This is a genomic window from Arthrobacter sp. SD1074B (genome assembly GCF_056780195.1).
The window spans coordinates 2560154-2584354 of record NZ_JBRAZT010000001.1; the positions used below are offsets into that span (position 1 = coordinate 2560154).

24 protein-coding genes are annotated in these 24201 nt (G+C 69.2%); 6 read left to right on the forward strand and 18 right to left on the reverse strand.

Features of this window, described 5'->3' with window-relative positions; translation table 11 throughout:
- Window positions 1–26: 26 nt before the first annotated feature.
- From ACUYM2_RS11745 to clpS, 4 genes are all read right to left on the reverse strand, one after another.
- Window positions 27–824, reverse strand: a complete 798-nt coding sequence (locus ACUYM2_RS11745; RefSeq protein ID WP_481600216.1) for an MBL fold metallo-hydrolase — start codon at window positions 822–824, stop codon at window positions 27–29.
- Window positions 821–1891 carry a glutamate racemase gene (murI, locus tag ACUYM2_RS11750; protein WP_481600217.1) on the reverse strand — a complete coding sequence of 357 codons (1071 nt, stop codon included), beginning with the start codon at window positions 1889–1891 and terminating at the stop codon, window positions 821–823. The genes ACUYM2_RS11745 and murI overlap by 4 nt, the downstream gene beginning before the upstream one ends.
- Before the next feature lie 68 nt (window positions 1892–1959).
- A complete protein-coding gene (locus tag ACUYM2_RS11755; RefSeq protein ID WP_481600218.1) occupies window positions 1960–2520 on the reverse strand; it encodes a DUF2017 domain-containing protein in 561 nt (186 codons plus the stop codon).
- Window positions 2513–2881 carry an ATP-dependent Clp protease adapter ClpS gene (gene clpS / locus ACUYM2_RS11760; protein WP_346959189.1) on the reverse strand — a complete coding sequence of 123 codons (369 nt, stop codon included), beginning with the start codon at window positions 2879–2881 and terminating at the stop codon, window positions 2513–2515. Before clpS ends, ACUYM2_RS11755 begins: the two co-directional genes overlap by 8 nt.
- A gap of 37 nt (window positions 2882–2918) precedes the next feature.
- Between clpS and ACUYM2_RS11765 the strand changes: the two genes are divergently transcribed.
- From ACUYM2_RS11765 to ACUYM2_RS11775, 3 genes are read left to right on the forward strand one after another with little or no spacing between them, the layout of a single operon-like run.
- On the forward strand, window positions 2919–4247 hold the full coding sequence (locus ACUYM2_RS11765) for a nicotinate phosphoribosyltransferase (protein ID WP_481600219.1): 1329 nt from the start codon (window positions 2919–2921) through the stop codon (window positions 4245–4247).
- Window positions 4248–4922 (forward strand): isochorismatase family protein, encoded by a 675-nt coding sequence (locus ACUYM2_RS11770; protein WP_481600220.1) that lies wholly within the window; start codon window positions 4248–4250, stop codon window positions 4920–4922.
- Window positions 4923–4958: 36 nt separating this feature from the next.
- The gene (locus ACUYM2_RS11775; protein WP_481600221.1) at window positions 4959–5342 is read left to right on the forward strand and encodes a hypothetical protein; all 384 of its coding nucleotides are present in this window, start codon (window positions 4959–4961) and stop codon (window positions 5340–5342) included.
- A gap of 87 nt (window positions 5343–5429) precedes the next feature.
- Here the strand turns inward: ACUYM2_RS11775 and ACUYM2_RS11780 are convergent, their stop codons facing one another.
- From ACUYM2_RS11780 to ACUYM2_RS11815, 8 genes are all read right to left on the reverse strand, one after another.
- A complete protein-coding gene (locus ACUYM2_RS11780) occupies window positions 5430–7217 on the reverse strand; it encodes a DEAD/DEAH box helicase (RefSeq protein WP_481600222.1) in 1788 nt (595 codons plus the stop codon).
- Between the two features lie 193 nt (window positions 7218–7410).
- Entirely contained in the window at window positions 7411–7722 is a 312-nt protein-coding gene (locus ACUYM2_RS11785; RefSeq protein ID WP_441417371.1) for a DUF3039 domain-containing protein, read from the reverse strand.
- 38 nt (window positions 7723–7760) lie between these two features.
- A complete protein-coding gene (gene nagB, locus ACUYM2_RS11790) occupies window positions 7761–8543 on the reverse strand; it encodes a glucosamine-6-phosphate deaminase (protein WP_481600223.1) in 783 nt (260 codons plus the stop codon).
- A 52-nt stretch (window positions 8544–8595) separates the two neighbouring features.
- Window positions 8596–10167, reverse strand: a complete 1572-nt coding sequence (locus ACUYM2_RS11795) for a transporter (protein ID WP_481600224.1) — start codon at window positions 10165–10167, stop codon at window positions 8596–8598.
- Complete coding sequence (locus ACUYM2_RS11800) at window positions 10149–10934, reverse strand: ABC transporter ATP-binding protein (RefSeq protein WP_481600225.1); 786 nt, start codon at window positions 10932–10934, stop codon at window positions 10149–10151. Before ACUYM2_RS11800 ends, ACUYM2_RS11795 begins: the two co-directional genes overlap by 19 nt.
- Window positions 10935–10969: 35 nt before the next feature.
- On the reverse strand, window positions 10970–12070 hold the full coding sequence (locus ACUYM2_RS11805; protein ID WP_481600226.1) for an NADH:flavin oxidoreductase/NADH oxidase: 1101 nt from the start codon (window positions 12068–12070) through the stop codon (window positions 10970–10972).
- Window positions 12070–13068: a co-chaperone YbbN gene (locus ACUYM2_RS11810; RefSeq protein ID WP_481600227.1), complete on the reverse strand. Its 999-nt coding sequence runs from the start codon at window positions 13066–13068 to the stop codon at window positions 12070–12072. Before ACUYM2_RS11810 ends, ACUYM2_RS11805 begins: the two co-directional genes overlap by 1 nt.
- Window positions 13069–13180: 112 nt before the next feature.
- Complete coding sequence (locus tag ACUYM2_RS11815; RefSeq protein ID WP_481600228.1) at window positions 13181–15031, reverse strand: hypothetical protein; 1851 nt, start codon at window positions 15029–15031, stop codon at window positions 13181–13183.
- A 333-nt stretch (window positions 15032–15364) separates the two neighbouring features.
- Between ACUYM2_RS11815 and ACUYM2_RS11820 the strand changes: the two genes are divergently transcribed.
- A complete protein-coding gene (locus tag ACUYM2_RS11820) occupies window positions 15365–16558 on the forward strand; it encodes an AI-2E family transporter (RefSeq protein ID WP_481601481.1) in 1194 nt (397 codons plus the stop codon).
- A gap of 86 nt (window positions 16559–16644) precedes the next feature.
- Here ACUYM2_RS11820 and ACUYM2_RS11825 read toward each other — a convergent pair whose 3' ends face one another.
- A complete protein-coding gene (locus ACUYM2_RS11825) occupies window positions 16645–17442 on the reverse strand; it encodes an alpha/beta hydrolase (RefSeq protein ID WP_481600229.1) in 798 nt (265 codons plus the stop codon).
- 60 nt (window positions 17443–17502) lie between these two features.
- Window positions 17503–17877 (reverse strand): ATP/GTP-binding protein, encoded by a 375-nt coding sequence (locus ACUYM2_RS11830; RefSeq protein WP_481600230.1) that lies wholly within the window; start codon window positions 17875–17877, stop codon window positions 17503–17505.
- Between the two features lie 101 nt (window positions 17878–17978).
- Here ACUYM2_RS11830 and nucS point away from each other — a divergent pair, with 101 nt between their 5' ends.
- A complete protein-coding gene (gene nucS, locus ACUYM2_RS11835; protein WP_481600231.1) occupies window positions 17979–18674 on the forward strand; it encodes an endonuclease NucS in 696 nt (231 codons plus the stop codon).
- Between the two features lie 612 nt (window positions 18675–19286).
- Window positions 19287–19490 (forward strand): cold-shock protein, encoded by a 204-nt coding sequence (locus ACUYM2_RS11840; RefSeq protein ID WP_011692441.1) that lies wholly within the window; start codon window positions 19287–19289, stop codon window positions 19488–19490.
- A gap of 151 nt (window positions 19491–19641) precedes the next feature.
- Here ACUYM2_RS11840 and ACUYM2_RS11845 read toward each other — a convergent pair whose 3' ends face one another.
- The 4 genes from ACUYM2_RS11845 to ACUYM2_RS11860 are packed head-to-tail and all read right to left on the reverse strand — an operon-like array spanning window position 19642 to window position 24200.
- The gene (locus ACUYM2_RS11845; protein WP_481600232.1) at window positions 19642–22131 is read right to left on the reverse strand and encodes a bifunctional lysylphosphatidylglycerol flippase/synthetase MprF; all 2490 of its coding nucleotides are present in this window, start codon (window positions 22129–22131) and stop codon (window positions 19642–19644) included.
- Window positions 22128–23468, reverse strand: a complete 1341-nt coding sequence (locus ACUYM2_RS11850) for an alpha/beta hydrolase (RefSeq protein WP_481600233.1) — start codon at window positions 23466–23468, stop codon at window positions 22128–22130. Before ACUYM2_RS11850 ends, ACUYM2_RS11845 begins: the two co-directional genes overlap by 4 nt.
- 5 nt (window positions 23469–23473) lie before the next feature.
- Complete coding sequence (locus ACUYM2_RS11855) at window positions 23474–23905, reverse strand: DUF2550 domain-containing protein (protein ID WP_481600234.1); 432 nt, start codon at window positions 23903–23905, stop codon at window positions 23474–23476.
- A gap of 10 nt (window positions 23906–23915) precedes the next feature.
- Window positions 23916–24200, reverse strand: coding sequence for a F0F1 ATP synthase subunit epsilon (locus tag ACUYM2_RS11860; protein WP_190989724.1), 285 nt, complete (start codon window positions 24198–24200; stop codon window positions 23916–23918).
- Between the last annotated feature and the right edge of the window lies 1 nt (window position 24201).

Genomic DNA, 24201 nt, shown 5'->3' on the forward strand with positions numbered 1-24201 from the left:
GGAGGATCGCCTGCGGGGTTCGGTGCTCAGACGGTGTAGTGCACTCCCGCGACGGCGACCGCCACGTGCTGGCCGAAGACCTCCTTGGCCTCCCCCGTCACCTTCGTCGGCGACGTCCAGACCGGGATGTGGGTCAGCAGGAGCCGCCGCGCACCGGCGGCCACGGCCGCTTCGGCGGCACGTTTGCCGGTGAGGTGGACGTCCTTGATGCCGTCGTCGCGTCCCTCCTCGAACGCCGCCTCGCAAAGGAACAGGTCTGCATCCCGGGCGGCGTCCTCGAGGCCGCCGCAGGAGTCAGTGTCCCCCGAGTAGCTCAGCACCCGGGTCACTGGAGCGCCGTCCTTGTCCGGTTCGGTGACCTCCACCCGCAGGGCGTACGCCTCCTCGACGGGGTGGTTCACCGCGTACGGGGTGACGGTGAACGGGCCCATCGACACGGGTTTCCGCTCGGACCAGTTGCTGAAGTCGAACTCCTCGTGCATGCCCGGGTCCAGGTCCAGGCCGTACGCGGTGGCCATCCGGTCCGCGGTCGCCGCGGGCCCCCAGACCGGGATCCGGCCCCGTCCCCAGCCGCCCGGCTTCCAGCGCACCGCGACGTGGAGGCCGCACAGGTCCATGCAGTGGTCAGGATGCAGATGGGTCAGGAAGATCCCGTCAATGTCCTCCAGGTCGGTGTACCGCTGGATGGCGCCAAGGGCGCCGCTGCCAAGGTCCAGCACGATCTTCCAGCTCCGCTCGCCGTCGTGCGCGGTCAGCAGGTAGCACGACGCCGGCGAGCCGGGCCCCGGGAAGGATCCGGTGCAGCCCACGATAGTCAACTTCACCGGCCGGACCTCCCGAGGCCGGCCAGCGGGGAAGCGTTGGAGGAGACGAAATTGGAGATCCTGGGCCGGCCTACGGAGGCCTGGGCGGCGGCAATCATTTCCGGCGTGATCCGGGCCAGGCTGCCGGTGGGGTACTGCGCGGCGACATGGTCCACGTGGCGGACGCTGAGGACCTCCGGGCCGAGGAATCGCCGGGCGAGGTGCTCGAACTGCGCGGCGTCGCCGGTGGCAATGAAGTTGTGTTCCGGGGCGGTGGTACCGGTGCGCTCGAGGCCGCGCGAGGCCAGGGCCCGGTAGACGTCCTTGGCGGTTTCCTCCGCACTGGAGACCAGCGTGACGTCCTCGCCCATGACATAGGAGATCACACCGGTGAGCAGCGGGTAGTGGGTGCAGCCCAGCACCACGGTGTCCACGCCGGCCGCCTTGAGCGGGGCCAGGTATTCGCGGGCGACGGCGAGCAGTTCCGGTCCGGTGGTGACACCGGCCTCCACGTAGGAAACGAAGGCCGGGCACGCCGCCGAGGTGATCTCCAGGTCCGGGGCCGCCGCGAAGGTGTCCTCATAGGCGCGCGAGCCGACGGTGGCGGAGGTGCCGATCACGCCGATCCGGCCGTTGCGGGTGGCCGCTACCGCGCGGCGGACGGCGGGCTGGATCACCTCGATTACGGGGATGCCGTACCGGGCGGTGTACCGTTCCCGGGCGTCGCGAAGCACGGCCGCGGACGCCGAATTGCAGGCGATGGTGAGCAGCTTGACGCCGGAGTCGACGAGTTCGTCCATCACGCCGAGCGCGTTGGCGCGCACCTCGGCGATCGGCAGCGGACCGTAGGGCCCGTGCGCCGTGTCGCCGACGTACAGGATGGATTCGTTGGGCAGCTGGTCAATGATGGACCGCGCCACCGTGAGGCCGCCGACGCCGGAGTCGAAGACGCCGATCGGACGTTCCCCCGGCCGGGAATCCCCGGTGCTGCCCGCTGCGGTCTCCGCCGCAGCTTCCGCTGCCGGATCCGTGCTCGATGCTGAAGTCATGATTATTCGAGGATAGGGCTTCGCTACAGGCGCGGCCATCACATTGTGTCGAGCAACTCGTGTCTGATAAGTCACACGCGGCCGGGAGCTCCGCGAAGTTCCGGGCCCTACGCCTCGAGCGAGGCCAGCATCGCCTGGACCAGGGATTCCTGCAGCCACGTGGTGAAGTTGTAGACCAGGGCCAGGTAGCTTTCCACGTCCTCCGCCTGGGACCAGTCCTGCATCCGGTGGACGTGCTCGGCGTCGGCGTCGTCCCGGATGTCCAGCCGCTCGGCGAGCACCAGCCGGACGTCGTTGAGCGCCGTGGACCAGTGCCGGGCGTCGGCGGGTGTCAGCACCAGCTCGTCCTTGTCCAGGCCCAGGGCCGCGGCCTTCAACGCCCCGATCTTGCTCTCCCGCAGCGAGCGCTCGGTGTACCGGCGGAACTCCAGGGAGGCCTTGTCGTCGTCCTTCGTCACGTTGGGCAACAGCCGGCGCAGGGCGCGGTCCGACGGCTCACGGGCCTCGGTGTCCAGCCCGACGAGCGCCGCCAGCGGGTCCTGGTTGGCACGTTCCTCCGGTTCCAGCATGGAAATAACGTCATCAAAGAGGCTGCGCAACAACTCCCGCTCGGCCGGCTCCAGATAGCCCGTGATGCCCTTGATCCCGTATTTGAACGCCTTAGCCACGTTTTCCCTTGCCCTTGCCTGATCCGTTGCCGCCATGGCCGCCGCTGGCCTTCTCCACGGTGGCCCACAGGCCGTAGCCGTGCATCGCCACCGCGTGCTGCTCCACCTGCTCCTTGCTGCCGTGCGCCACGATGGAGCGGCCCTTCTTGTGGACCTCCAGCATGAGCTTGTTGGCCTTCGCCTCGGAGTAGCCGAAATAGCTTCGGAACACGTAGCTCACATAGCTCATCAGGTTCACCGGATCATTCCAGATCACAAGGTTCCAAGGGATGTCCGGGGCGGTCAGGACGTCGGTCGACGACGCTGTTCCGGTCTGGGTGCTCTCCTGGGTGTCAGGGCCGAGCGCAACGCTGAGGGTCATCTGTCCATTCTATGGGGACTCGCACTAGAGTGAATTTGTGAGTACCTCAGCTGGCTGGGACCATCCCCGCACGTCCCTGTACACCGACCACTACGAGCTGACCATGCTGCAGGCCGCGCTGCATTCCGGCGCGGCGCACCGCAAGTCGGTGTTCGAAGCCTTCGCGCGCCGGCTGCCGGACGGCCGGCGCTACGGGATCGTGGCGGGCACCGGCCGGCTGCTGGAGGGGATCGCCGACTTCCGCTTCGGCGACGCCGAGATCGACTTCCTGCGCCGGACCAAGGTGGTCAATGAGGAAACCCTGGAGTACCTGGCCAACTTCTCCTTCTCCGGCGACATCTGGGGGTACGCGGAGGGCGAGGCGTACTTCCCCAACTCCCCCATCCTGATCGTCGAATCCACCTTCGCCGAGGCCTGCATCCTTGAGACGTACGTCCTCTCGATCCTCAATCACGACAGCGCCATCGCCTCCGCGGCTTCCCGCATGATCACCGCCGCCGGGTCCCGGCCCTGCGTCGAGATGGGGTCCCGCCGCACCCAGGAGGAGTCCGCCGTCGCCGCCGCGCGCGCCGCTGTGATCGCCGGTTTCGACAGCACCTCCAACCTTGAGGCCGGCCGCCGCTACGGGATCAAGACGGTGGGCACGGCAGCCCACTCCTTTACCCTGCTGCATGACACCGAGCGCGAGGCCTTCGAGGCGCAGATCGCCTCGATGGGCGCCGGCACCGCCCTGCTGGTGGACACGTACGACGTCGAGGCGGCCGTCCGCACCGCCGTCGAACTGGCCGGCGACAAGCTCGGCGCGGTGCGGCTGGACTCGGGAGACCTCGTGGCGCAGGCGCAGTGGGTGCGCCAGCTGCTGGACCAGCTCGGCAACGAGAACACCCGGATCATCGTCACCTCGGACCTCGACGAATTCGCCATCGCCGCGCTGCAATCCGCGCCGGTGGACTCCTACGGCGTCGGCACCTCGCTGGTGACCGGCTCCGGCGCGCCGACGGCGAGCATGGTCTACAAGCTCGTCAGCCGCACCGACGACGCCGGCGACTTCGTTCCGGTGGCCAAGGCGGCCAAGAACAAGACCAGCAAGGGCGGACGGAAGTACGCGCTGCGCAAGCTCAACGACCGCGGCACCGCCAGCCAGGAGATTGTCGGGATCGGGCACCGGCCGGACGACGACGGCAACGACCGGCAGCTGCTGCAGCAGTTCATCAAGAACGGCGAGTTGCTGCCCGGCTGGACCGGGCCCGAGGGCGTGGTGCGGGCCCGGCAGCGCCACGCGGACAGCATGAAGGAGCTCCCGGCCGTGGTCAACCGGCTCCAGCGCGGCGAAGCGGCCATCCCCACCATCTACGAGGAGGACTGAATGTCGCGTGCCTTGATCATCGTTGACGTGCAGAATGATTTCTGCGAGGGCGGGGCGCTCCCGGTCGAGGGCGGGGCGGCCCTGGCCGCCGAGATCAGCGAATACGTCGACGCCCACCACGGGCAGTTCGACCACATCGTGGCCACCCAGGACTGGCACATCGGGCCGGGCGCGCACTTCTCGGAGCAGCCGGACTTCGTCGACAGCTGGCCGCCGCATTGCGTGGCGGGCACCCGGGGCGCGGAACTGCACCCGGACCTGGACACCGAGTACATCCAGGCGTATTTCCGCAAGGGCCAGTTCACCGCGGCCTACTCCGGCTTCGAGGGGCTGCTCGCCCCGGACGACGCCGTCCCCACCGGCGACCGCAAGCCCGGCTCGCTTCCCGTCGCCGGAACCGGCGACGCCGGTGCCGGCGTCGCCGGAACCAGCGACGCCGGCGCCTTCGCCGCGGACGAGGACGCCATCGGCCTGGACGACTGGCTGCAAAGCCACGACGTCGAAGAGGTCGTGGTGGTGGGGATCGCCACCGACCACTGCGTGAAGGCCACCGCCCTGGACGCCGTCCAGGCCGGCTACTCGGTCACCGTCCCGCGCGGGCTCACCGTGGGGATCGCGGAGGACCTTGAGGACGCGTTTGCGGAGATGGAACTTGGCGGCGTCGACCTCGCCTGAGCCCGCCTCCCCCGAACCACAGTAGACTCGGAACCCTTGCCAGTAACGTCGGACCCGCAAATCCCGGAGTACACCATGAAGAAGACCCTGACCGTCCTGATCGCTGCCGGGACCCTGCTCGGCGCAGCCGCCTGCTCGGCCCCGAAGATGACCAATGAGGAAACCTGCGCCCGCATCAAGACCATCACCGCGTCGCCGACCTCCGGCTCGGACAAGTTCGGCATGACCCGGCTGGCGAACCAGATCCGGCCCATCGAGGCGACCGCCTCCGAGGAGCTGCAGGCTCCGCTGCAGTCGATCCTGGACTACCTGGACGAGTCCGCGAAGAAAAACACGGACGCCGCCAAGCTTGAGGAGCTGAAGGCGAAGTACACCGCGGCCGGCCAGTCGCTCTCGCAGACCTGCGGCGCCGCCCAGTAACCGGGCAACGGCCGACAAAAAGGGACCGGTGACCCCGGTCCCTTTTTCGCGCCCCGGGCCTGCCCGGTACTGCACTGCCGCCGGCGGCTACTTCCGGCCGATGAACCAGTCCTGGAGCTTGCGCAGCCGCGTCTGCAGCTGCTCCTCGTTGGCCTGCGCCACGGGAGGGCCGCCGCAGACCGTCCGCAGCTTGGTGTGGATGACGCCGTGCGGGGTCCCGGTCCGCGCGGACCAGGCCGCCACGTTCTTCGCCAGTTCGGTGCGCAGGTCCATCAGCATCCGGTGGTCCGGCACGGCGGGCGCGGCCTCCGCCGCGTCTGCTCCCTGCGGGGAACGCTTGTTCTTGCGGTTCAGCTGCTCGTGCTGGCGCTGGCGCAGCAGGGTGCCGACCTGTTCGGCGTCGAGCAGGCCGGGGATCCCGAGGAAGTCCAGCTCGTCCTCCGAGCCCACCTCGCCGCCGGTCCCGAACTCGCCGCCGTCGAACAGCACCCGGTCGAAGGAGGCCTGCGAGTCGAGCGCCTCGAACTTGCCCTTCATCAGGGTGTCGGAGGCCTTCTCCTCGCGGTTCGCCTCGTCCATCAGCGAGTCCTCCGGGTTGAAGAGCCCATCGGCGTCTTCCTTCTCCGGACGGTCCAGGGCGTGGTCGCGCTCGGCTTCCATGGAGTTCGCCAGTGCCATCAGCTGCGGCACGGAGGGCAGGAACACCGACGCCGTCTCGCCGCGCTTGCGGGCGCGCACGAAGCGGCCCACAGCCTGGGCGAAGAACAGCGGGGTGGAGGTGGAGGTCGCGTAGACGCCGACCGACAGCCGCGGGACGTCGACGCCTTCGGACACCATCCGGACCGCGACCATCCAGCGCTTCTCGCCGGCGGAGAACTCCTCGATCTTGGACGAGGCCTTCGCATCGTCGGAGAGGATCACGGTGGGTGATTCGCCGGTGATCCTCTTCAACTGCCCGGCGTAGGCCCGGGCGTCCTCGTGGTCGGTGGCGATGACCAGGCCGCCGGCGTCGGGCACGGTGCGCCGCACCTCGCTCAGGCGCTTGTCCGCGCCGGCCAGCACAGCCGGAATCCACTCTCCGGCGGGGTTCAGCGCGGTCCGCCAGGCCTGGGAGGTGATGTCCTTGGTGACGGCGGCTTCGCCGAGGGACGCGGCCATCTCGTCCCCGGCGCTGGTCCGCCAGCGCATCTGCCCGGAGTAGGCCATAAACATCACCGGGCGGACCACGTGGTCGCGCAGGGCCTTGCCGTAGCCGTACGTGTAGTCGGCCTTGGAGCGGCGGATGCCGTCGCGGTCCTCGGCGTATTCGACGAACGGGATCGGCGAGGTGTCCGAGCGGAACGGGGTGCCGGTCAGCGACAGGCGCCGGGCCGCGGGGTCGAAGGCCTCGCGCAGCCCGTCACCCCAGGAGAGCGCTTCGCCGCCGTGGTGGATCTCGTCCAGGATCACCAGCGTGCGCGCCGCCTCGGTCTTTGCCCGGTGCAGCATCGGTTTGCTGGCCACCTGGGCGTAGGTGACCGCGACGCCGATGAAGCCGCGGCCGTGTTGGCCGTCCGCGTTCTTGAAGTTCGGGTCGATGGCGATGCCGACTTTGGCTGCCGCGTCGGCCCACTGCCGTTTCAGGTGGTCCGTCGGGGCAACGATAGTCACCCGGTTCACGACGCCGGCCTCGATCAGCATCGAGGCCACGCGCAGCGCGAACGTGGTCTTGCCGGCGCCCGGCGTTGCGACCGCCAGGAAGTCCTTGGGGTGTGTGCTGAAGTAGCTGTCCAGGGCTTCCTGCTGCCAGGCACGCAGCTTCGGCGCGGTGCCCCAGGCAGCCCGCTCCGGGTACGCGGGCGGCAGCACGGGTCCGCCAAAGAGTGTCTCTGTCACTTAGCAGGCCTCCGATCCGCACACGGCAACCGGTTCCGGAGAAGCCCAAATAAGCACAAAAACACCAATCTTTTCGGATGAACCGGACAGCAGAATCGCGGCGGATACCGCAGTGCCGGAGGGCAGCGGCGGCACAGCGCCGCCAGCCGCCGCGGATCAGGCCGCGCGGCGCGGGTGGCCTGTTTGAACGGCCTTATTTACCGGAGTCTCCGCCGTCGCCGCCCGGGCGCAGGCCCTCGTAGACCTCTTTGCACTCCGGGCAGACCGGAAATTTCTTCGGGTCGCGGCCGGGCGTCCACACCTTGCCGCAGAGGGCAATGACGGGTTCACCTGACAGGGCGGACTCCATGATCTTTTCCTTGCGCACGTAGTGCGAGAAGCGCTCCCGGTCGCCCGGCTCCACTTCCTGGCGCAGTTCCTCGCGCTCAATCGTGGCCGTCGACGTCCCGGCTCCAGAGAGCTCACGCATCGGGTCGTTTTCCAAGGGATCCGTCATGCTGGTCATGACATCCATCTTAGCCGCTGGAACAGACACCACCGTCGTTACAAACCCTGCCAGCGCGGCTTGCCGTCGTAACTGTGCCGGTAGAAGTCGGCGAGTCGCAGCGAGGAGGCCGCCGCCTCGTCCAGCAGCACGGTGGCATGCGGGTGCAGTTGCAGGACCGAGGCCGGGCAGATGGCGGCTACCGGCCCCTCGGCAAGGTCGCGGACGGCCTGGGCCTTCTGCGCACCCGTGGCGAGGAGGATGACGTGCCGGGCCTCCAGGATGGTGCCGAGGCCCTGGGTGAGGACGTGGTGCGGCACCTCCGCCAGGCTCCCGAAGAAGCGGGCATTGTCCCGCCGCGTCTGCTCGACCAGGGTCTTGATCCGGGTCCGGGAGGCCAGCGAGGACCCCGGCTCGTTGAAGCCGATGTGGCCGTCCGTGCCCAGCCCAAGAAGCTGCAGGTCCACTCCCCCGGCGCCGCGGATGGCGTCCTCGTACGCCCGGCAGGCCGCGGGAATGTCGGCGGCCTGGCCGTCGGGTCCACGGACGTTATCCGGGCTGATGTTCACCCGGTCGGTGAATTCGCGCCGGATGACTTCACGGTAGGACTCCCGGTGCCCGGCGGGGAGCCCGACGTACTCGTCCAGCGTGAAGGCGCGGACGCGGCTGAAGTCGAGGCCGCCGCTTTCATGCCGCTGCGCGAGCTCCTCGTACACCGGCAGCGGCGAGGACCCGGTGGCCAGGCCCAGGACCGCGTCGGGCTTGCGCCGCAGCAGGGCCTCGATCGCGTCGGCGGCGAGGGCGGCGATCGGCTTGCCGCCGGAAAGGATGACGACTTCCATGCACCGCAGGCTACCCCTCCGCCGCCGTCCCGGCCCGGGCCGTCGGACCCGGTCAGCGGTTGACGGCCAGCTGCGCGAGCAGTTCCGGGGCGCGCGAATCAAACCATCTGCCGCCCAGCCGCACCCCGGCAACGAACAGGACGGATCCCAGGACCGGGCCCAGCACCAGGCAGATCCAGCCCGGCACCGTGCCGCCGCCGGCCAGCTGCAGCGCCACGAGGGCCACCTCCGGGCTCACCAGCAGCAGCAGGACCGCCATGCCGCCGAACTGCACGGCGAGAGTCTGGGCGACGTTGCCCGGCGGTTTCTTGAAAGGGCTGTCGCCCGGCAGCGGCACCGGCATGGTGTAGCGCGCCGAGACCACCGAGGACAGCCCCAGCCCGGTCAGCAGGACTCCTACGGCCAGGCCGAGGATCCCGGGCAGGAGCGGCCAGTCGCCGGTGACGAACATCGGAACAACGCTGAAAACCAGCACCACGGGCACCGCGAAGACCAGGCACGCCAGGGCCCGCCCCAGCCTGTCCTGCCGGCCGCGCACGCCGGCGGAGACGTGCAGGGCAAAGGCGGTGCTGTCGTAGGAGACATCCGAGGAGATGGACCACGCCAGCAGGAAGGCGGTCAGGGGTCCGACGAACTGCAGGATTCCGTAGTACCCGGACTGGCTGGCCTGGAACCAGAGCAGCACCGGCAGCAGCGGCACCACCACGAGGGAGCCGGCGTAGCGCGGATCGCGCATCCAGTAGGTCAGCGAACGGGCAACAATCGCCCCGGTGGGGGTGGCGGGGACCCGCGCGAACAGGCCCAGCCCGGACGTCTTCTTCTTGGCGGTGCCGGCGTAGGGCGGCGTGACGAGCGCGCGCTGCAGCAGCAGCTTCCAGCACAGGGCCAGGCCGGCCAGGGTGGCGAGGGCGATGAGCAGCTTCAGCGCAGCCGGTCCGTAGTTGCCCGCGGCGAGTTCCCCGCCGAGCGCCCACGCCGCCCCGGCGGGTGTCCACGCCAGGAACCGGGCCAGCTCTGCGACGAACCCTGCGGACCCGGCGATCCCGCGGGCAACCCCGGCCACGATCGGCCCCATGAGGACCAGGGGAATCAGGAAGGCAACCGCGCTGACATCCTTGAAGCGCCGCGAATTGGCCAGTCCCACTGTGCCGGTGGTGACCACCCGGGAGAGCACGACGCAGGTGAGCGCCCCGAGGATGGCGCCGGCCAGGGCGCCGGACGCCGCGAGGAAGCCCCGGGACCAGGTGCCCACGGTGGCCAGGGCGACCAGTGACGTCGCCGCCCCGGGAATGCCGATCAGCCCGGCCAGGGCCAGGCCCGCCAGGAGCTGCGGCATCGGCACGGCGTAGGTGCTGAACCGGGCGGGGTCCAGCGTCATGTCCGCGGCGGAAGCCACGATCGGGATGACCGCCCAACCCAGGACCGCGGCGGCGCCGCCCAGCACCACCACTGTCTGCGCTGTCCCGACGTCGGCCTGGCGCAGGAGCAGCAGCCCGGCGACGCCGAGCCCCACAATCCCTAAGGCGTACAGCGCCCCGATGCCAAGGCCCACCAGCTGCCACGGGCTGCGCCGGAGGCTGTTGCGCAGCAGGGTGAGCTTGAGCCTCAGAAGGTGCGCAACCATTCCAACCCTTCCCTGTGGCTGCGTCCGCCGACCAGCTGGACAAAGCGGTCCTCCAGTGACTCGCCGGCGCGCACCGCGTCGACGCTGCCGGCGGCGAGCACCCGACCCCCGGCCACGACCGCGACGTGGTCGCACATCCGCTGCACCAGGTCCATCACGTGGCTGGAGACGATGACGGTGCCCCCGGAGCCGACGTAGCGGTCCAGGATGTCGCGGATGTTGGCGGCGGAGACCGGGTCCACCGATTCGAACGGCTCGTCCAGCACCAGCAGCCGGGGCGCGTGGATCAGTGCGGAGGCGAGGGCGATTTTCTTGGTCATGCCCGCGGAGTAATCCACCACGAGCGTGCCGGCGTCCTGGCTGAGGTCCAGGGCCGCGAGCAGCTCCGCCACCCGCGCCGCCACCACCTCCCGGTCCATGCCGCGCAGCAGGCCGGCATAGCTCACCAGCTGCTCGCCGGTCAGCCGGTCGAAGAGCCGGACGCCGTCCGGCAGCACACCCATCAGCTTCTTCGCCTCCAGCGGGTGCTGCCAGACATCCACACCGTGGACCAGGGCGGTGCCGAAGTCCGGCCGCAGCAGCCCGGTTGCCATGGACAAGGTGGTGGTTTTGCCCGCACCGTTCGGGCCGACGATTCCATAGAAGGAACCTGCCGGCACGTCAAGGCTGATGCCGTCGACGGCGATTTTGGTGCCGAAGCGTTTGGCCAGCCCGCGCAGCGCCAGCGCGGGGACGGGCGGTTGCGGGTGCGGTTGCTCGAAAGTCATGACGTTAGACTAACCGTCTCCGGCCGGCGTGCGGCTTAAAAGGTGTGCCGCGGAACGGCGCGCTCATATTGCGGCGGCCAGGCCAGCTCGTGTCCCAGCTCGAAAGCCGCGCGCAACCACCAGTGCGGGTCCCGGAGCGCGGCCCGGGCGATGAAGACACCGTCCGCCTGGCCGGTGGCGACCGCGTGCTCGGCCTGGCCCGCCGAGGTCAGCAATCCGACCGTGCCGGTCCGGACGCCGGCTTCGCGCCGGATCCGGGCGCTGAACCCGGTCTGATAGCCCGGGCCGACCGGGATGGACTGGTGCGCCACGGCCCCGCCGCTGGAGACATCCACGAGGTCCACCCCGTGTTCGCCCGCAGCCCGGGCCAGCCGTACCGAGGCCTCGGCGTCGATGCCGCCCTCGGCCCAGTCGGACGCGGAGATCCGCAGCAACAGCGGCATGGACTCCGGGATGACGTCCCGCACGGCGTCGATGACCGCCAGCGTCAGGCGGTTGCGGCCCTGCTCGTCCCCGCCCCAGCTGTCGGTGCGGTCGTTGACCAGCGCGCTCTGGAACTGGTGCAGCAGGTAGCCGTGGGCGCCGTGGATCTCGATCGTGTCGAAGCCGGCGCCGACCGCGCGGACGGCGGCGGCGGTGAAGTCGGCGATGACGCCGTCGATCTCTTCCTCGGACATCGCCGACGGCGGCGCGTAGCCGTCAAAGGCGCCGGTACCCGGTCCTACCGTGTTCCAGCCTCCCTCGGAGACGGGGACGGTGCCGGTCTTGCCGGAGAACGGCCAGTAGGAGGACGCCTTGCGCCCGGCGTGGGCGAGCTGGGTGCCGATCTTGGCGCCCGCGGAGCCGTGCCGGTGCACGAAGTCGACGATCCGCTGCCATGCCTCGGCCTGGGCATCGTTGTAGAGGCCTGCGTCCCGCGGGCTGATCCGTCCGGCGGCGTTGACGGCGGCCGCCTCGGTCAGGATCAGGGCCGCTCCCCCGGTGGCAAAGGAGCCCAGGTGCATCAGATGCCAGTCCGTGGGCACCCCCTCGCCGGTCTCCGGTTCGCAACTGTACTGGCACATCGGCGAAACCCAGCCGCGGTGCTCGAGCCGCAGCGAGCGCAGCTCCAGCGGTGTGAACAGTGCCGAGCCCACTAGAACAGCACCCGCGCGAGGTTCTGCCGGGCCTTGGCGACCCGCTCGTCGGAGGTGCCCACCACGTCGAACAGCTCCAGCAGACGCACCCGGGCAGTTTCGCGTTCCGGGCCGAAGTTCCGGCCGATGAAGGCCACGATCCGGCCGAGGCCGTCCTCGACGTGGCCGCCGGCAATGTCCAGGTCGGCGACGGCGAGCTGGGCTTCGAGGCTGTCCGGTTCGTTGGCGGCCCGGCCGCGCAGGGCATCCGTTTCCGCGGCGGACAGGGCCTGTAGCCGGCCCATGAGTTCCACCTGCGCCAGGCCGACCTTGGCCTCGGCGTCGGCGGGCATCTCGGTCAGCGCCTGCCGGTAGGCCGCGGCCGCACCGGCATAGTCACCAGCTTCGATGGCGTCGAAGGCCTTTTGGTGCAGCGGCGGCAGCGGCGGGGCCTCGGGCTCGGCGGCGCCGGGGCCGCCGGCGCCGATCCGGCCGGTCACCCCGTTGGCTGCCGCCACCTTGAGGAGTTCGTCGAAGAGGCTGCGCACCTGCTGCTCATCGGCGCCGCCCTGGAACAGCGGGACGGGCTGGCCCTTTACGACGGCGACGGCGGTCGGAACGGCCTGCACCTGGAACGCCTGGGCGAGCTGGGGGAAAGCCTCGATATCGGCGGCGCCCAGGACCAGCTGTCCCCCGTAGCTCTCCACGATCTGTTCCAGCACGTCCACCAGTTGCGCGGAGCCGGGCGAATAGCCGGCCCACAGCGCAATCACCACGGGGACCTGGGCAGAGAGATCCACCAGCTCCTGGAAGTTGGCCTCGGTGACGTCCACCCGCAGTGGTGCGGCGGAGCCGCCGTCCGGTGCAGCGCCTCCGGCGCCGGTTCCGGGGGCTGGCGGCCGGCCCGCCCCCGCGGGCGGCGCCGGGCGCTGCTTCAGCGAGGAGAGGTCGACGGCGCCCCGCAGGTTAAGCGGGTTGGCGGCAGCTGGAGGGACCGGGCGGGAAGCTGGCGAAGTCATGGCTCCACTCTATCCACTACACCCCGCACAGCAACGACCGGGCCGCGATGGCGGCCCGGTCGTTGCTTGTGTCCTGCGGTTTAGTTTCCTGCGGTTTGCTGCCCTGCGCGGGCTACTTGAATTTCGCCCCGACCAGGCCGCGTGTCGCCGCAACCAGTTTCATCGGGTCCTTGGATCCGGTCGGTGGCACGTACACGGCCACGGACTCGGCGAAGTTCAGGACCATCCCGGTGCTCGTCTCCTTGCCCCCGGCGAGGGCCGCCGCGTCGTTGCCGATCGTCAGCTTGTCGCCGGCGTTCTTGGGCGTGCCGTCCAAGGCAAAGTCCAGCCGGCCAAGGACCAGCGCGCCGCCGTCGGCGGTGCGGAACACCACGGTGTCCGCCGGGACAACCTTGTGGGTGAAGGTGAACTTGCCGTTGGCGCCGGACTTCACCACGTCCTTCTGGTAGGCCAGGGTATCTGCGATATACGGCGAGGACTTCCCTTCGACCAGCTTGTCTTTGAAGGTGGAGTCGGCCTTGGTCAGCCGGTCTGCCAGCCCGGAGAGTGCCTCCTGGCCGCTGTACAGCAGCCCGGCCTTGTCCGTTGCGGCCAGGGTCTCGGTGCCCCCGCGGTTGATCCCCGGGAAGGTGGTGCCCGGCTGCAGCGGGGTGGCCCCGACCAGCTTGTAGTTCTCCCGCGGCGAGGCCTGGACGAGGGTCAGCAGCTGCGGAACGACGTTGCCGTCACCTTGGGTCACGGCCATAACGGACCGCGGCCAGGCACGCTTGTTGCTGACCACCGTGGTGAGGAGCTTGGTGGCGCGGACCGGCATGCGCGGCTCGTAGCTGCCCACCCGGGAACGGATCTTGTAGTTCTGCTTGCGCACCTCCAGCTCGCTGGCTCCCACGCGGGGGGTGAGCTTGGCGGCGTCCTTGGCCGCGTCGCCAGCGTCGACGGCGCTGGCGACCTGTTCCAGGATGCGGCGGAACTGTGCGTCCAGCAGTACCGGCGCATCGGCGGCCGGTGCAGCCGCGGAAGCGGAGCCGCTTGGCGACGGCGCGGGGCTCTGGCTGGCCTGAGCCGCGACGCCGGTGCCCGCCACGGCGGCGGCCGTCAGCAGCGCGACCGCCGCGCCGGAGCGGCGGCGCATGGCGGACGTGGCCGCCCGGTTCTCGACGCTGCTGCTTCCTGCGTTGCCGCTTGGGGCCGGGGTGCCTTCCGCGGCGGCGCCGGCAGTGGAGGTGGTGCGGGCAGTGGACTTGGCCTTGGCCTTCGCCTGGGCGCGGCGTGCAAAGAGGCTGCCCTTCGCGGCGCCGCCGGTGCCGCCAGGGCCCCCAGCGGAACTGCCGGAGCCGTCCCGGTCCTTTGTGCCGCGCGCCGGCTTGAGCAGGAGCAGTGCGGCCCCCGCCAGGATCAGCAGTCCGCCCAGCACCATCAGGGGAATAGCCCACGGGGTGGAGGTGTCGTTGGGGAAGGTCATCGAGATCGAGGACGGTGCGGCCTTCTTGCCGTCGGAGGCGAGCAGGAGCGCCCAGTCGCCGTCGGCCGGCGCCGTCCACGAGTAGTCCAGGGTGCCGCTGGCGTTCTCCGTGGTCACCCACAGGTCCGACCCCACCGGTGACGGCGCAGTGGCTTCGCCATCGGCGTGGTCAAGCTGCAGCGACTTGCCGTCGTCCGAGACGCCCGAGACGGTGTTGTGGGCGGTTTTGCCCACCCACGCGTCGACGTCGTCCGGCCGGCCGGACGCGAGGATAAAGTTGCCCTCACCTTTGACCTGGATCTTCACCGTGCCGCTGTGCAAGGTGCGCAGTTTCTCGTCGAAGACGGTCAACGGCGCAGCGGTCCCGCCGGTGGGCACGGTGGCGGTGACGGTCTCGGCCGGAGCCCAGACTGTCTTCTGGCCGATCCCTGCCAGCAGTGTCAGGAGGCCGAGCAGCACTAGTGCAACTGCAGTCTTGAAACGCAAAGTATTACCTATCATCAGCGGACACGTAGCTTTAACAGTAACCGTTTTGTTACCTGCGAGTCAGATCGAGGACTTTGTCAAGCCCCTCCCCGGCCCCGTCCGCTGCCCCCCGACCCGCCTGTTGGCAAGGCTGCTGATAGTGTTTGCGGTGATCATCACACCCGGCACGCAACCGCGGTTTTGCAGGGAATTAACAGAGAAAAAAGGGCATTCGACGCAGTGACTGAACCCACGGATTCGTCCCCCGCAGGACAAACAGCCAGCCAGGAATCCGGCAGCCAGCCACGCGGACCGCACGAGCCGGCCTCCCCGCTCTCGACCCCGCGCGCGGCCGCGGCAGGTTTCCTGATGTCCATGGCACGCCGGCTGCGCCAGCCATTGCCCGGCGCCCAGCCGCGGCTGCGCTTCGAGATGCCGCCCGAGTTGCCGGCCGAGCAGGACGAACAGGCCGAAGCCGGCCCGGACACCGAGAGCACCGCACGGTTCGGCAACCCCGGTCCCCGGATGTCCTCCCAGCACCCGCTCTACGTCGGGTTCATGGGAACGGTCGGCGTCGGCGCTGCCCTGCTGGTGTACTGGATCGGCTCCAACACCACCCAGCTGCTGCTCTGGATCGTCACCGCGTTGTTCATTGCCCTCGGGCTTGACCCCGTGGTGCGCTGGCTCGAAAGCAAAAAGGTGCCGCGGCCCGCAGGGATCCTGGTGTCCGTAGCCGTCCTGGCACTGGCCGTCACCGGGTTCTTCGCCACCCTGATCCCCACGATCGTCCAGCAGGTGACCCAGGTCGTGCAGGAGGCGCCGCGCTGGATCCAGGACTTCATCGACTCCGACTTCTTCCGCACGGTGGACAGCCAGTTCGGCGTCCGCGACCGAATCAGCCAGGAGCTGGGGAAGTTCGTCAACAACCCGGAGGCCATGAGCGGCATCTTCGGCGGCGTCGTCGGATTCGGCTCAACGGTGGCGAACGGCCTGTTCGGCGCCCTGATCGTGCTGGTCCTGAGCCTCTACTTCCTCTCCGCCATGCCGGCCATGAAGAAGTGGGGCTACCGGCTGGCGCCGCGGTCGCGCCGCTCCCGGGTCGAGGCCTTGTCCGAGGAGATCACCGGCTCGGTCGGCAACTACGTCATCGGCCAGGTCTGCGTCGCACTGCTGAACGCCACCTTCGCCTTTATCGTGATGTCGGTCGTGGTTGTCCCCTTCGCCCTGCTGCTCGGCTTTGTCGTGGCCCTGCTCGCCTTTATCCCCCTGGTCGGCGGCATGATCGCCGGCGTCCTGGTCACCTTGATCGCCCTCACCGCGGGCTGGCAGACAGCCGTGGTCTTCGCGATCTGCTACTTCGCCTACCTGCAATTCGAGGCGTACTTCATCTCCCCGCGGATCATGCAGAAGGCCGTCGCGGTCCCCGGTGCGGTCGCCGTCATCTCGGTGATCGCCGGCGGCAGCGTGCTCGGTGTGCTCGGGGCCCTGATCGCCATTCCCACCGCCGCCGCCGTCATGCTGCTGGTCAAGGAAATCTTCATCGTGCGCCAGGACAAGCACTAGGGTTTTCGCTACGCAAACGGACAGCCGCTACGTGGATCCACGTGGCGGCTGTCCGTTTGCGTAGCGGTTTTCCGCAGGCGGCGCGCTCAGGCGTGGGCGGTGGCGACCGGGCCGTCCCACTCCTCGGGCAGCGCAGCGGCGGCCCCGCCCGGCAGCACCTCGGCCACGATCTCGTTGAGCACCCGGCCGGCGTACTTCTCCCCCACCCACAGGTGCTTGGCGCCGTCGACGCCTACGACGTCGGCGTGCGGCACCAGGCTGAAACGTTCGGCGGCGGCAGCGGGCTGGAGGTAGTCGTCGTACTCCGGCACCAGAACCTTCAGCGGCTTGCCGGACACGGCCCATTCCTTGAGATGGACATCCGTGGCGCGGTGCAGCGGGGGCGAGAGCAGGATGGCGCCTTCGATTTCGGAGGCCACCGGCTCGGTGGCGCCGTACATCAGGGCGAGTTCGGTCCCAAAGGACCAGCCGACCAGCCAGCGGTTGGGCAGTCCGCGCTCGACGGCGAAGCGCACCGCCGCCTCGACGTCGAGCCGTTCGCCGATGCCTTCCTCGAACGAGCCCTGGCTGGTGCCGCGCGGCGAGGAGGTCCCCCGGGTGTTGAAGCGCAACACCGCAATGCCGGCGAGGGCGGGCAGGCGGTAGGAGGCCTTGCGGTAGACATGGGAGTCCATGAAGCCGCCGTGGGTCGGCAGCGGGTGCAGCGTGATGAGGGTGGCCTTGATCTCCCCGGACTCCGGAACCGCCAGTTCGCCGACCAGCCGGTGTCCGTCCGCGGTGCGGAGTTCCACGTTTTCGCGGCGGGCCGGCAGCACGGTGGAGGCACGGATGGCGGTGGGCACGGAAGGCTGGCTGAACACGAAGGACGCCGGGTCGAAAGTCATGCCCTCCAGCTTAGCGAAACCGGGCACGGTTGGCCGTTTGCGAGCCGCCGGCGAAGCCCGTCAGCGATACCGGTAGCTGCGCGAGGTCCAGCAGTTCGAGTGCCAGTGCCGGCGCTCGGCCAGGCCCGCGGCGGCGCCGAAGATGTGGTCTTCGGACCAGACCACCAGGTGCGCCGTTCCCGGCGGCACGGCGGTGTGGCATCCCGGGCAGATATACGTCTTCCCGGCCCGGCTGGCGGAGATCGAGCGGACTATCCATTCGCCGTCGGGAGCGCTTTCGCGCCGCGCGATCCCGGTCCGGGCGCGCTCCAGGTCCAGTTCCGGGGCGGGGCCGGCGGCGTGCTTGCCGGCGGGCCGCGCCGCGCCCTTCCCTGCCCCTTTCCCTGCGGGAGAGTGGCCGGACACGGCTCGGCGGGGACGGTTGGAACGCGGCATGCCTCCATTCTGCCCCAGCCCGGCTGCTCCCGCGCCCCGCTGGCCACCGGCCGGCCGGCACGGCTCCCGGCAGCACCGCAACAGACGGTAGTGTTGACCGGGTGCGTTTAGTCATAGCCCGTTGCTCGGTAGATTATGTCGGCCGGCTCAAAGCCCATCTTCCGCTCGCCACCCGGCTCCTGTTGGTCAAAGCCGACGGTTCGGTCCTGGTCCACTCGGACGGCGGATCCTACAAGCCGCTGAACTGGATGAGTCCGCCGGCCAGACTCCGGGTCTCCACCCCGGACGAGGTCGACGTCGAAGTCGGCGTGATCGAGCAGTGGACGGTGCAGTCCACCAAAACCGACGACCGGCTCATCATCAACATCCACGAACAGCTGCACGACACCTCGCACGAGCTGGGCGTGGATCCCGGACTGATCAAGGACGGGGTCGAGGCGGACCTGCAGCGGCTGCTCGCGGAGCAGATCGAAACCCTCGGCGCCGGCTTCTCACTGATCCGCCGCGAGTACTTCACCGCGATCGGCCCCGTGGACATCCTCGCCCGGGACGCCAACGGCGCCACCGTCGCGATCGAACTCAAACGTCGCGGTGACATCGACGGCGTCGAGCAACTAACGCGCTACCTTGAGTTGCTGAACCGCGATCCCCTGCTGGCGCCGGTGCGCGGCATCTTCGCCGCCCAGCAGATCAAGCCGCAGGCCAAGGTGCTGGCGAATGACCGCGGCATCGACTGCATCACCCTGGACTACGACGCCATGCGCGGCGTCGACGACAGCGAGTCCCGGCTCTTCTGACGCCCCGCCGGAGGCCCCGCAGGACGCGGACTTCCTGCGCGATCCTGATCCGGAACTCCTCGCCGAGCTGGTGGCCGCCGCACGCGGCACCCTCGCCACGATGAGCTTCGCCCCGGAGCTGCCCGGGGCCGGGGGCCCCGGGCAGCGCGGTTCCCGCCGCGGTCCTGGGCCTTGGCGCCGAACTCGGCTCGTTGCGCCGCGGCTTCCGCGCGGATGCCGTCGTCGTCAATTCCGGGCTGGACCTTTTCCGGGTAATGCGCTGCGGGGAATGGCTGGCAGCGCTTTCTTAATACGTCTTTCGTCCGGCACCTTTAGGCGCTGCGGCCGACCGGGGCGGGCGCTTTCCCGGGCCGCGAAGTCGTTCATGAACTCTTTACATAAAATTTATGGCATTTATTCGCCGGGCCCGTTGACCTGACGCAGACGGCGTGAAATTCTTGTACCAGTCTTTGTGTAGGTGTTTTTCATGCTCGCAAGACATGTTGCGAGCGTGAAGCTCCTGCCGCCAAGGCCCGGTCAATCCGGGCGGAAGCCAAGGTTCTTCTCGCAGAGTGACCAAGCCCGGGGCAAAGTGCGCCGGACTTCTTTAAGATCCACAATGAGGAGAATTAAATGGCACAGGGAACCGTCAAGTGGTTCAACGCTGAAAAGGGCTTCGGCTTCATCACCCCGGATGACTCCGATGGCGATGTCTTCGTTCACTACTCCGAAATCCAGACCGGCGGCTTCAAGACCCTCGACGAGAACCAGCGCGTTCAGTTCGAGATCGGCCAGGGCGCCAAGGGCCCCCAGGCTACCGGCGTCACGCTGGTCTAGTCTCCCCGGCGGGACTGCCTGCGGCAGTCCGCTCGGATAATGATCCCCGGCATTATTGCCGGGGATCATTTTTTTGCTGTTGGATGACGCGCTCCGCCGCATTCTTTGCAGCGGAATGCCGGCCATCCGCTAAATGGCCGCGGGCGCCGAATTAGCGCACCAGGGTCCGGAGCAGCCGGGCACTCTGGCGGACCGAAAGGTCGGGAAGGTACGCCCGGCTCAGGGCCCGGCCCATCGCCGGCAGCTGCAACGGATCCTGGTAATACAGGTACAAGGTGCGGTAGTCGGGTTTGAACCGTGATTTAAAGGCGGCCAGGGACCGGAATCCATACACGGGCTCCAGCGCCCGGCCCACCACATCGAGAATTCCGTTGAGCCCCTCGCCGTCGCGGGAAGCTTCGGCGCCGTCGGCCGGTGGTTCCTCCCTGGTCAGCGGGGATCCGGAGAGGGAAATCACCTCCACCGAATCGCGGAGCTCCAGCACGGCGGAGGCGATCAGGAATTCCATGGCGCCCGGAAAAGCGTCCCCTCTCCGGCGCATCACATCCAGCGTCCAGCTCACCAGCCGCCCGCCATCGTAGACGGGCAGCCAGCTGGTGACTCCGTGCACGCGGCCCTGGGCGTCCACGGCAAGGCAGCACAACACCTCCTCGTCCTCAAGCTCGTCAAGGCTGCCCAGCGTGAATCCCATTTCCGGGACGGACTTGCCGGCCGCCCATTCCTCGAACACTTCGCTCATCTGCGCCCGCAGCGAGGGCGGAAACTCACGGTACCGGCCCCAGACGGCGCGGACACCCGTCTTGGCCGCGCGGTTCAGGGCCGTACGCACGTTTTGCCATTCCTTGCCCTTAAAGGTCAGCTCGCGGACGGCCAGCCGGGTCTCCACCGCCACGGCAACGCGGCGAAACCCCCGCGCGTGCAGGAGAGGCCACAGCTCGTCCGTGCAGGAATAGAAACACGGGATCAGCGCCTGCTCGTTGCAGTACTCCAGGAACTGAAGGGCCGACTCCGCACGGTGCGCTGCCGGGCCAAAGGGACCCGCCACCGTCAGCGCAACGTTGCCGTGCCGCTGGTAGGCCACTCCCCCGCGGCCCTCCGGAGCAAACCAGTACGTGTTCGGCTCCCAGAGCGCCATCCAGGACAGCGAGTCACCGCCCTGCCGGATCAGTGCCCGGGCCACTTCACGGTCCCCCGTCCCGGCATCGGTGCCATGGTGCCGGCGCAGCAGCACGAGCCAGACACCGGCCAGCGCCACGGCCCAGAAGATGATGCCGGACCAGGCGAAGAGAAAAGCCTCGACCGCGTTGCGGTTTTGGAAGACGCGGCTGAAGGTGCCGGGAATGGGCAGCGGCAGGTACTGCCGCGCCAGCTCGGCGGCGAGGCCGAGCCAGCCGCCGGCGGCGAACCAGGCCACGGTGTAACCGCCAGCGATCACCAGGAAGGTTCCGGCGACGGTCCGCGCCAGGATGCGGCGGGCCCGCCGTGAGGTTTCCACCCGGAACAGGCGCCGGTTGGCGACAAGCAGCAGTACCAGCGCGAACGGGACGGCCACAAGCGGCAGCACGTGCACAACGGCCGAACCCATAACAGCCGTGTGCGACTGGGCTGGGTTGTGCGGAATTCGCGCGAACAGCGTCAGGTACACGCTGGCCAGAGCAGTGACGCCTAGCTGGACCAGGATGGCGATCCGCAGCGCGAGCCGCCGTCCGTGCCGCATGCCGTCGGCACATATCAGCAGCAGCACCACGGGAACCACCGCGAGGGCCAGGCCCAGCGGGCCGGCGTACCCCTCCCGTCCGGCGCCGAGGCAGCTAAGGTCGGCGCCCGCGCCGCAGTCCTGTTCCAGCTGGCCCAGGGTGGGCAGCGGGTTGAGCACCATCTCGCGCAGCAGCGCCAGCGGTCCGGTGGGGCTTCGCACCGCGGCCGTGATGAGCGGGCCCACGGCGAAGATGGCCACCGTCAGCGCGAGGAGGTTGCGGGTCTCCCGACCGGTGGACCGGTGGCGGTGGAGCGCGCCCTGGTCGTCCTGGATCCACCAGCCGGCCGTGAGTCCGGCCACGGCGCCGGCCAGGCCCACCACTGTCTCGGGGTGTCCGACGTACAGCACGAGCAGCAGTGCGGCGGAGACCACCGCGGTGCGCAGCCGCCGCTGCCACAAGGCAGGCAGCAGTGCACAGGCCGCCAACGTCACGGCGAGGATGGCCGCGTACGGGCCGATCAGCCGAGCCTGGACCATGGCGCCGAGCCAGCCGTCGCCGGCGAAGTTCGCCAGCTGCGTGGCGAGTAGGAACAGTGTCACGGCCGCGAATTGCCCGGCGAGAAAAAAGACGGCCGTGCGCAGGGACCCGAGCCGGCGTTCGGCAATGCCCAGCAGCCCCAGGACCATCAGCGATACCGCCAGGTAGGCCAGCGGGTTGGTCGCGAAGAACAGCGAGCTGAACATGGTCCACCAGAGCCCGCCCTGCAGCCCCGGGGCGCTGACCGAGGCCGCCTCCAGCAGGGACTCCGGCGGGCCGGCAAGGAAGCTGCCGGACACGGCGCCCGTGGCTAGGAAGGCTGCGAGGAACGCCAGGGAGAATGGGATCTTCTTCAGGTGCCGTTCGATGCGGCCAATGCCGTTCCGGCGAACGCCGTGCCTCAACTGGTGATCCCCCACCGCGGGGCCAGGAAGTCCAGGCCGCCGCGCAGGCCCCTGGCGGCGACCTCCCAGGAATGGCCTGCGCCGGGGACAATCTGTTCCCGGACTGAAAATCCGGCCGAGCGGGCGGCGCCGGACAGAACGTGCAGGTCCTCAACAAACTGCGGATCCCGCTCGCCGGCGGCGAAGTAAGCGGCATTGGAGTCGAAACGCTGTTGCTGCATCAGGTGCAGCGGGGTTTGCCGCTCGAAGGCTCCGGTGTCTGCGCCGAACGATGCCTCGACCGTCCTGTGCCGCTCCTTGGCGAGGGCAGGCTCTTCCTCACTCGAGAACGCCAGTGCCGCGCTGTAGATCCCCGGGTGCCTGGTCACCATTTGGAGGGCACAGGTGGCGCCGAAGGAAAAGCCGCCGGCGGCCCATTTGCGCGGATCAGGGTCCACGTCGAGGGTGCCGCGGATCCAGGCGGGCACATCCCGGGCCAGGAACGTGTCGGCCCGCGCGATGGCGCTGTCCATGCAGAGCGTATTGCCGTTGGGGCTCCCGTTCGGATCGACCACCACCACCACGGGTGCCACGCCGCGGTGGGCTGCGGCGAAGCGGTCCATCCGGCTCCGCAGGGCGCCTCCGGTCAGCCAGTCAGCGGGGCCTCCGGGCTGGCCGGAGAACAGCACCAGGACCGGAAGCGCCGGCCGCGGGGTGTCCTGGTAGGCGGGCGGGAGGTAGATGTAGGCATCCCGGCTCTGGAAGCCGGACACTGTGCCGGGGATGGAGGCCTTGCGGACCAGTCCGGCGGCGGGCAGGGCCCCCGACGGCGTCCACCCTGCCAGGCCCGCGGCCCGCTCCCCCGGCTGCCGCTTGTGTTCGTCCGCAAGGCTTTGGATCCGCGCGACGGCGGAACCGGTGAGGTCACCGACCGTGTGGTTCAAACCGAAATAAGCGTTGATCTGCAGCGCTGAGAGGGCGAGGACGCCGGCAAAGGCGACTAAGGCCGCCGCCGTGGGCAACCCGCGGCGGCCGGGCCGTGGACGGGCGCGCCAGGTGGTCCAGCCGCGGCGCAGCGCCAGCAGCAGGGCGGCGACCGCGGGAACGGACCAGGCGAGGACTTCGGACGGAAGCACGTCCGGGAAGACGGGAACGGCGTAGACGAGGAACCAGTGCACGCCCAGGACGAGCGCGGCGGCGGGGATCAGGGCGGCGAGTGCGGCGGCGGCAACGTGGAGTGCCGGTGTGCGCTTCCGGCCGCGCGGCCAGAGCAGGTAGAGCGCGCCCGCGATGCCGGCGGCACACGCCGCCCACAGCACCGGGCCGTCGACGATCCGGAGGTCCTCGGCGAAAACCACCGGGACTAGCGCCAGGTGCCGACGCCGATAACCGGTCCGGCCTCAAGCCAGGAGGAAAGGCCGGTGTAGGCGTCGAACCTCATCGCCAGCAGGACGTCCTGGCCCTCATAGCGCAACTCGACGATCACGGTCTCGGGCTGCACCTTAACGAGTTCCGATTCGGTCGGTTCGCGGCGGCCCAGCAGCTCCAGGGAGCTGCGGCGGAAGGTATGCTTCGGCCGCACGCTCAGCGAGGCGAGGCGGAACCACTCCAGGTCGTTGTCCTGATAACGACAAACCCCCATCTGCCAGCTGTTTCCAGCAACGCAGATGGAGGCGTCCACCGTGCCCAGGGCGCGCCGCAGATTGAAGCGGCGCACCCCGGAAAGGCACAGTGCAAAGACCAGCAACGCAAAGACGGTTGCCAGGACGATGAACGGAAAACCAGTAACGTTCATCAAGGTCGTGCTAGCGGATCCCCGCAGTAGCCGCGTCACCCAGTTGGGCGTTGTCAGCAACAATGACGACCCTGTTGTTGTCCACGGAGAAGAACCCGCCGTCGACAACTACAGCAATGCGGTCACCGGACACCGGCTCGATCGCCAGTTCACCTTCGGCCAGAATCGCCAGCAGGGGCGAGTGGCCGGGCAGGATTCCGATTTCACCATCGCTGGTGCGGGCCTTGACCATCTTGGCCGCTCCGGACCACACGAAGTGGTCCGCTGCGACAATCTCAACCTCAAGCTCAGCCATA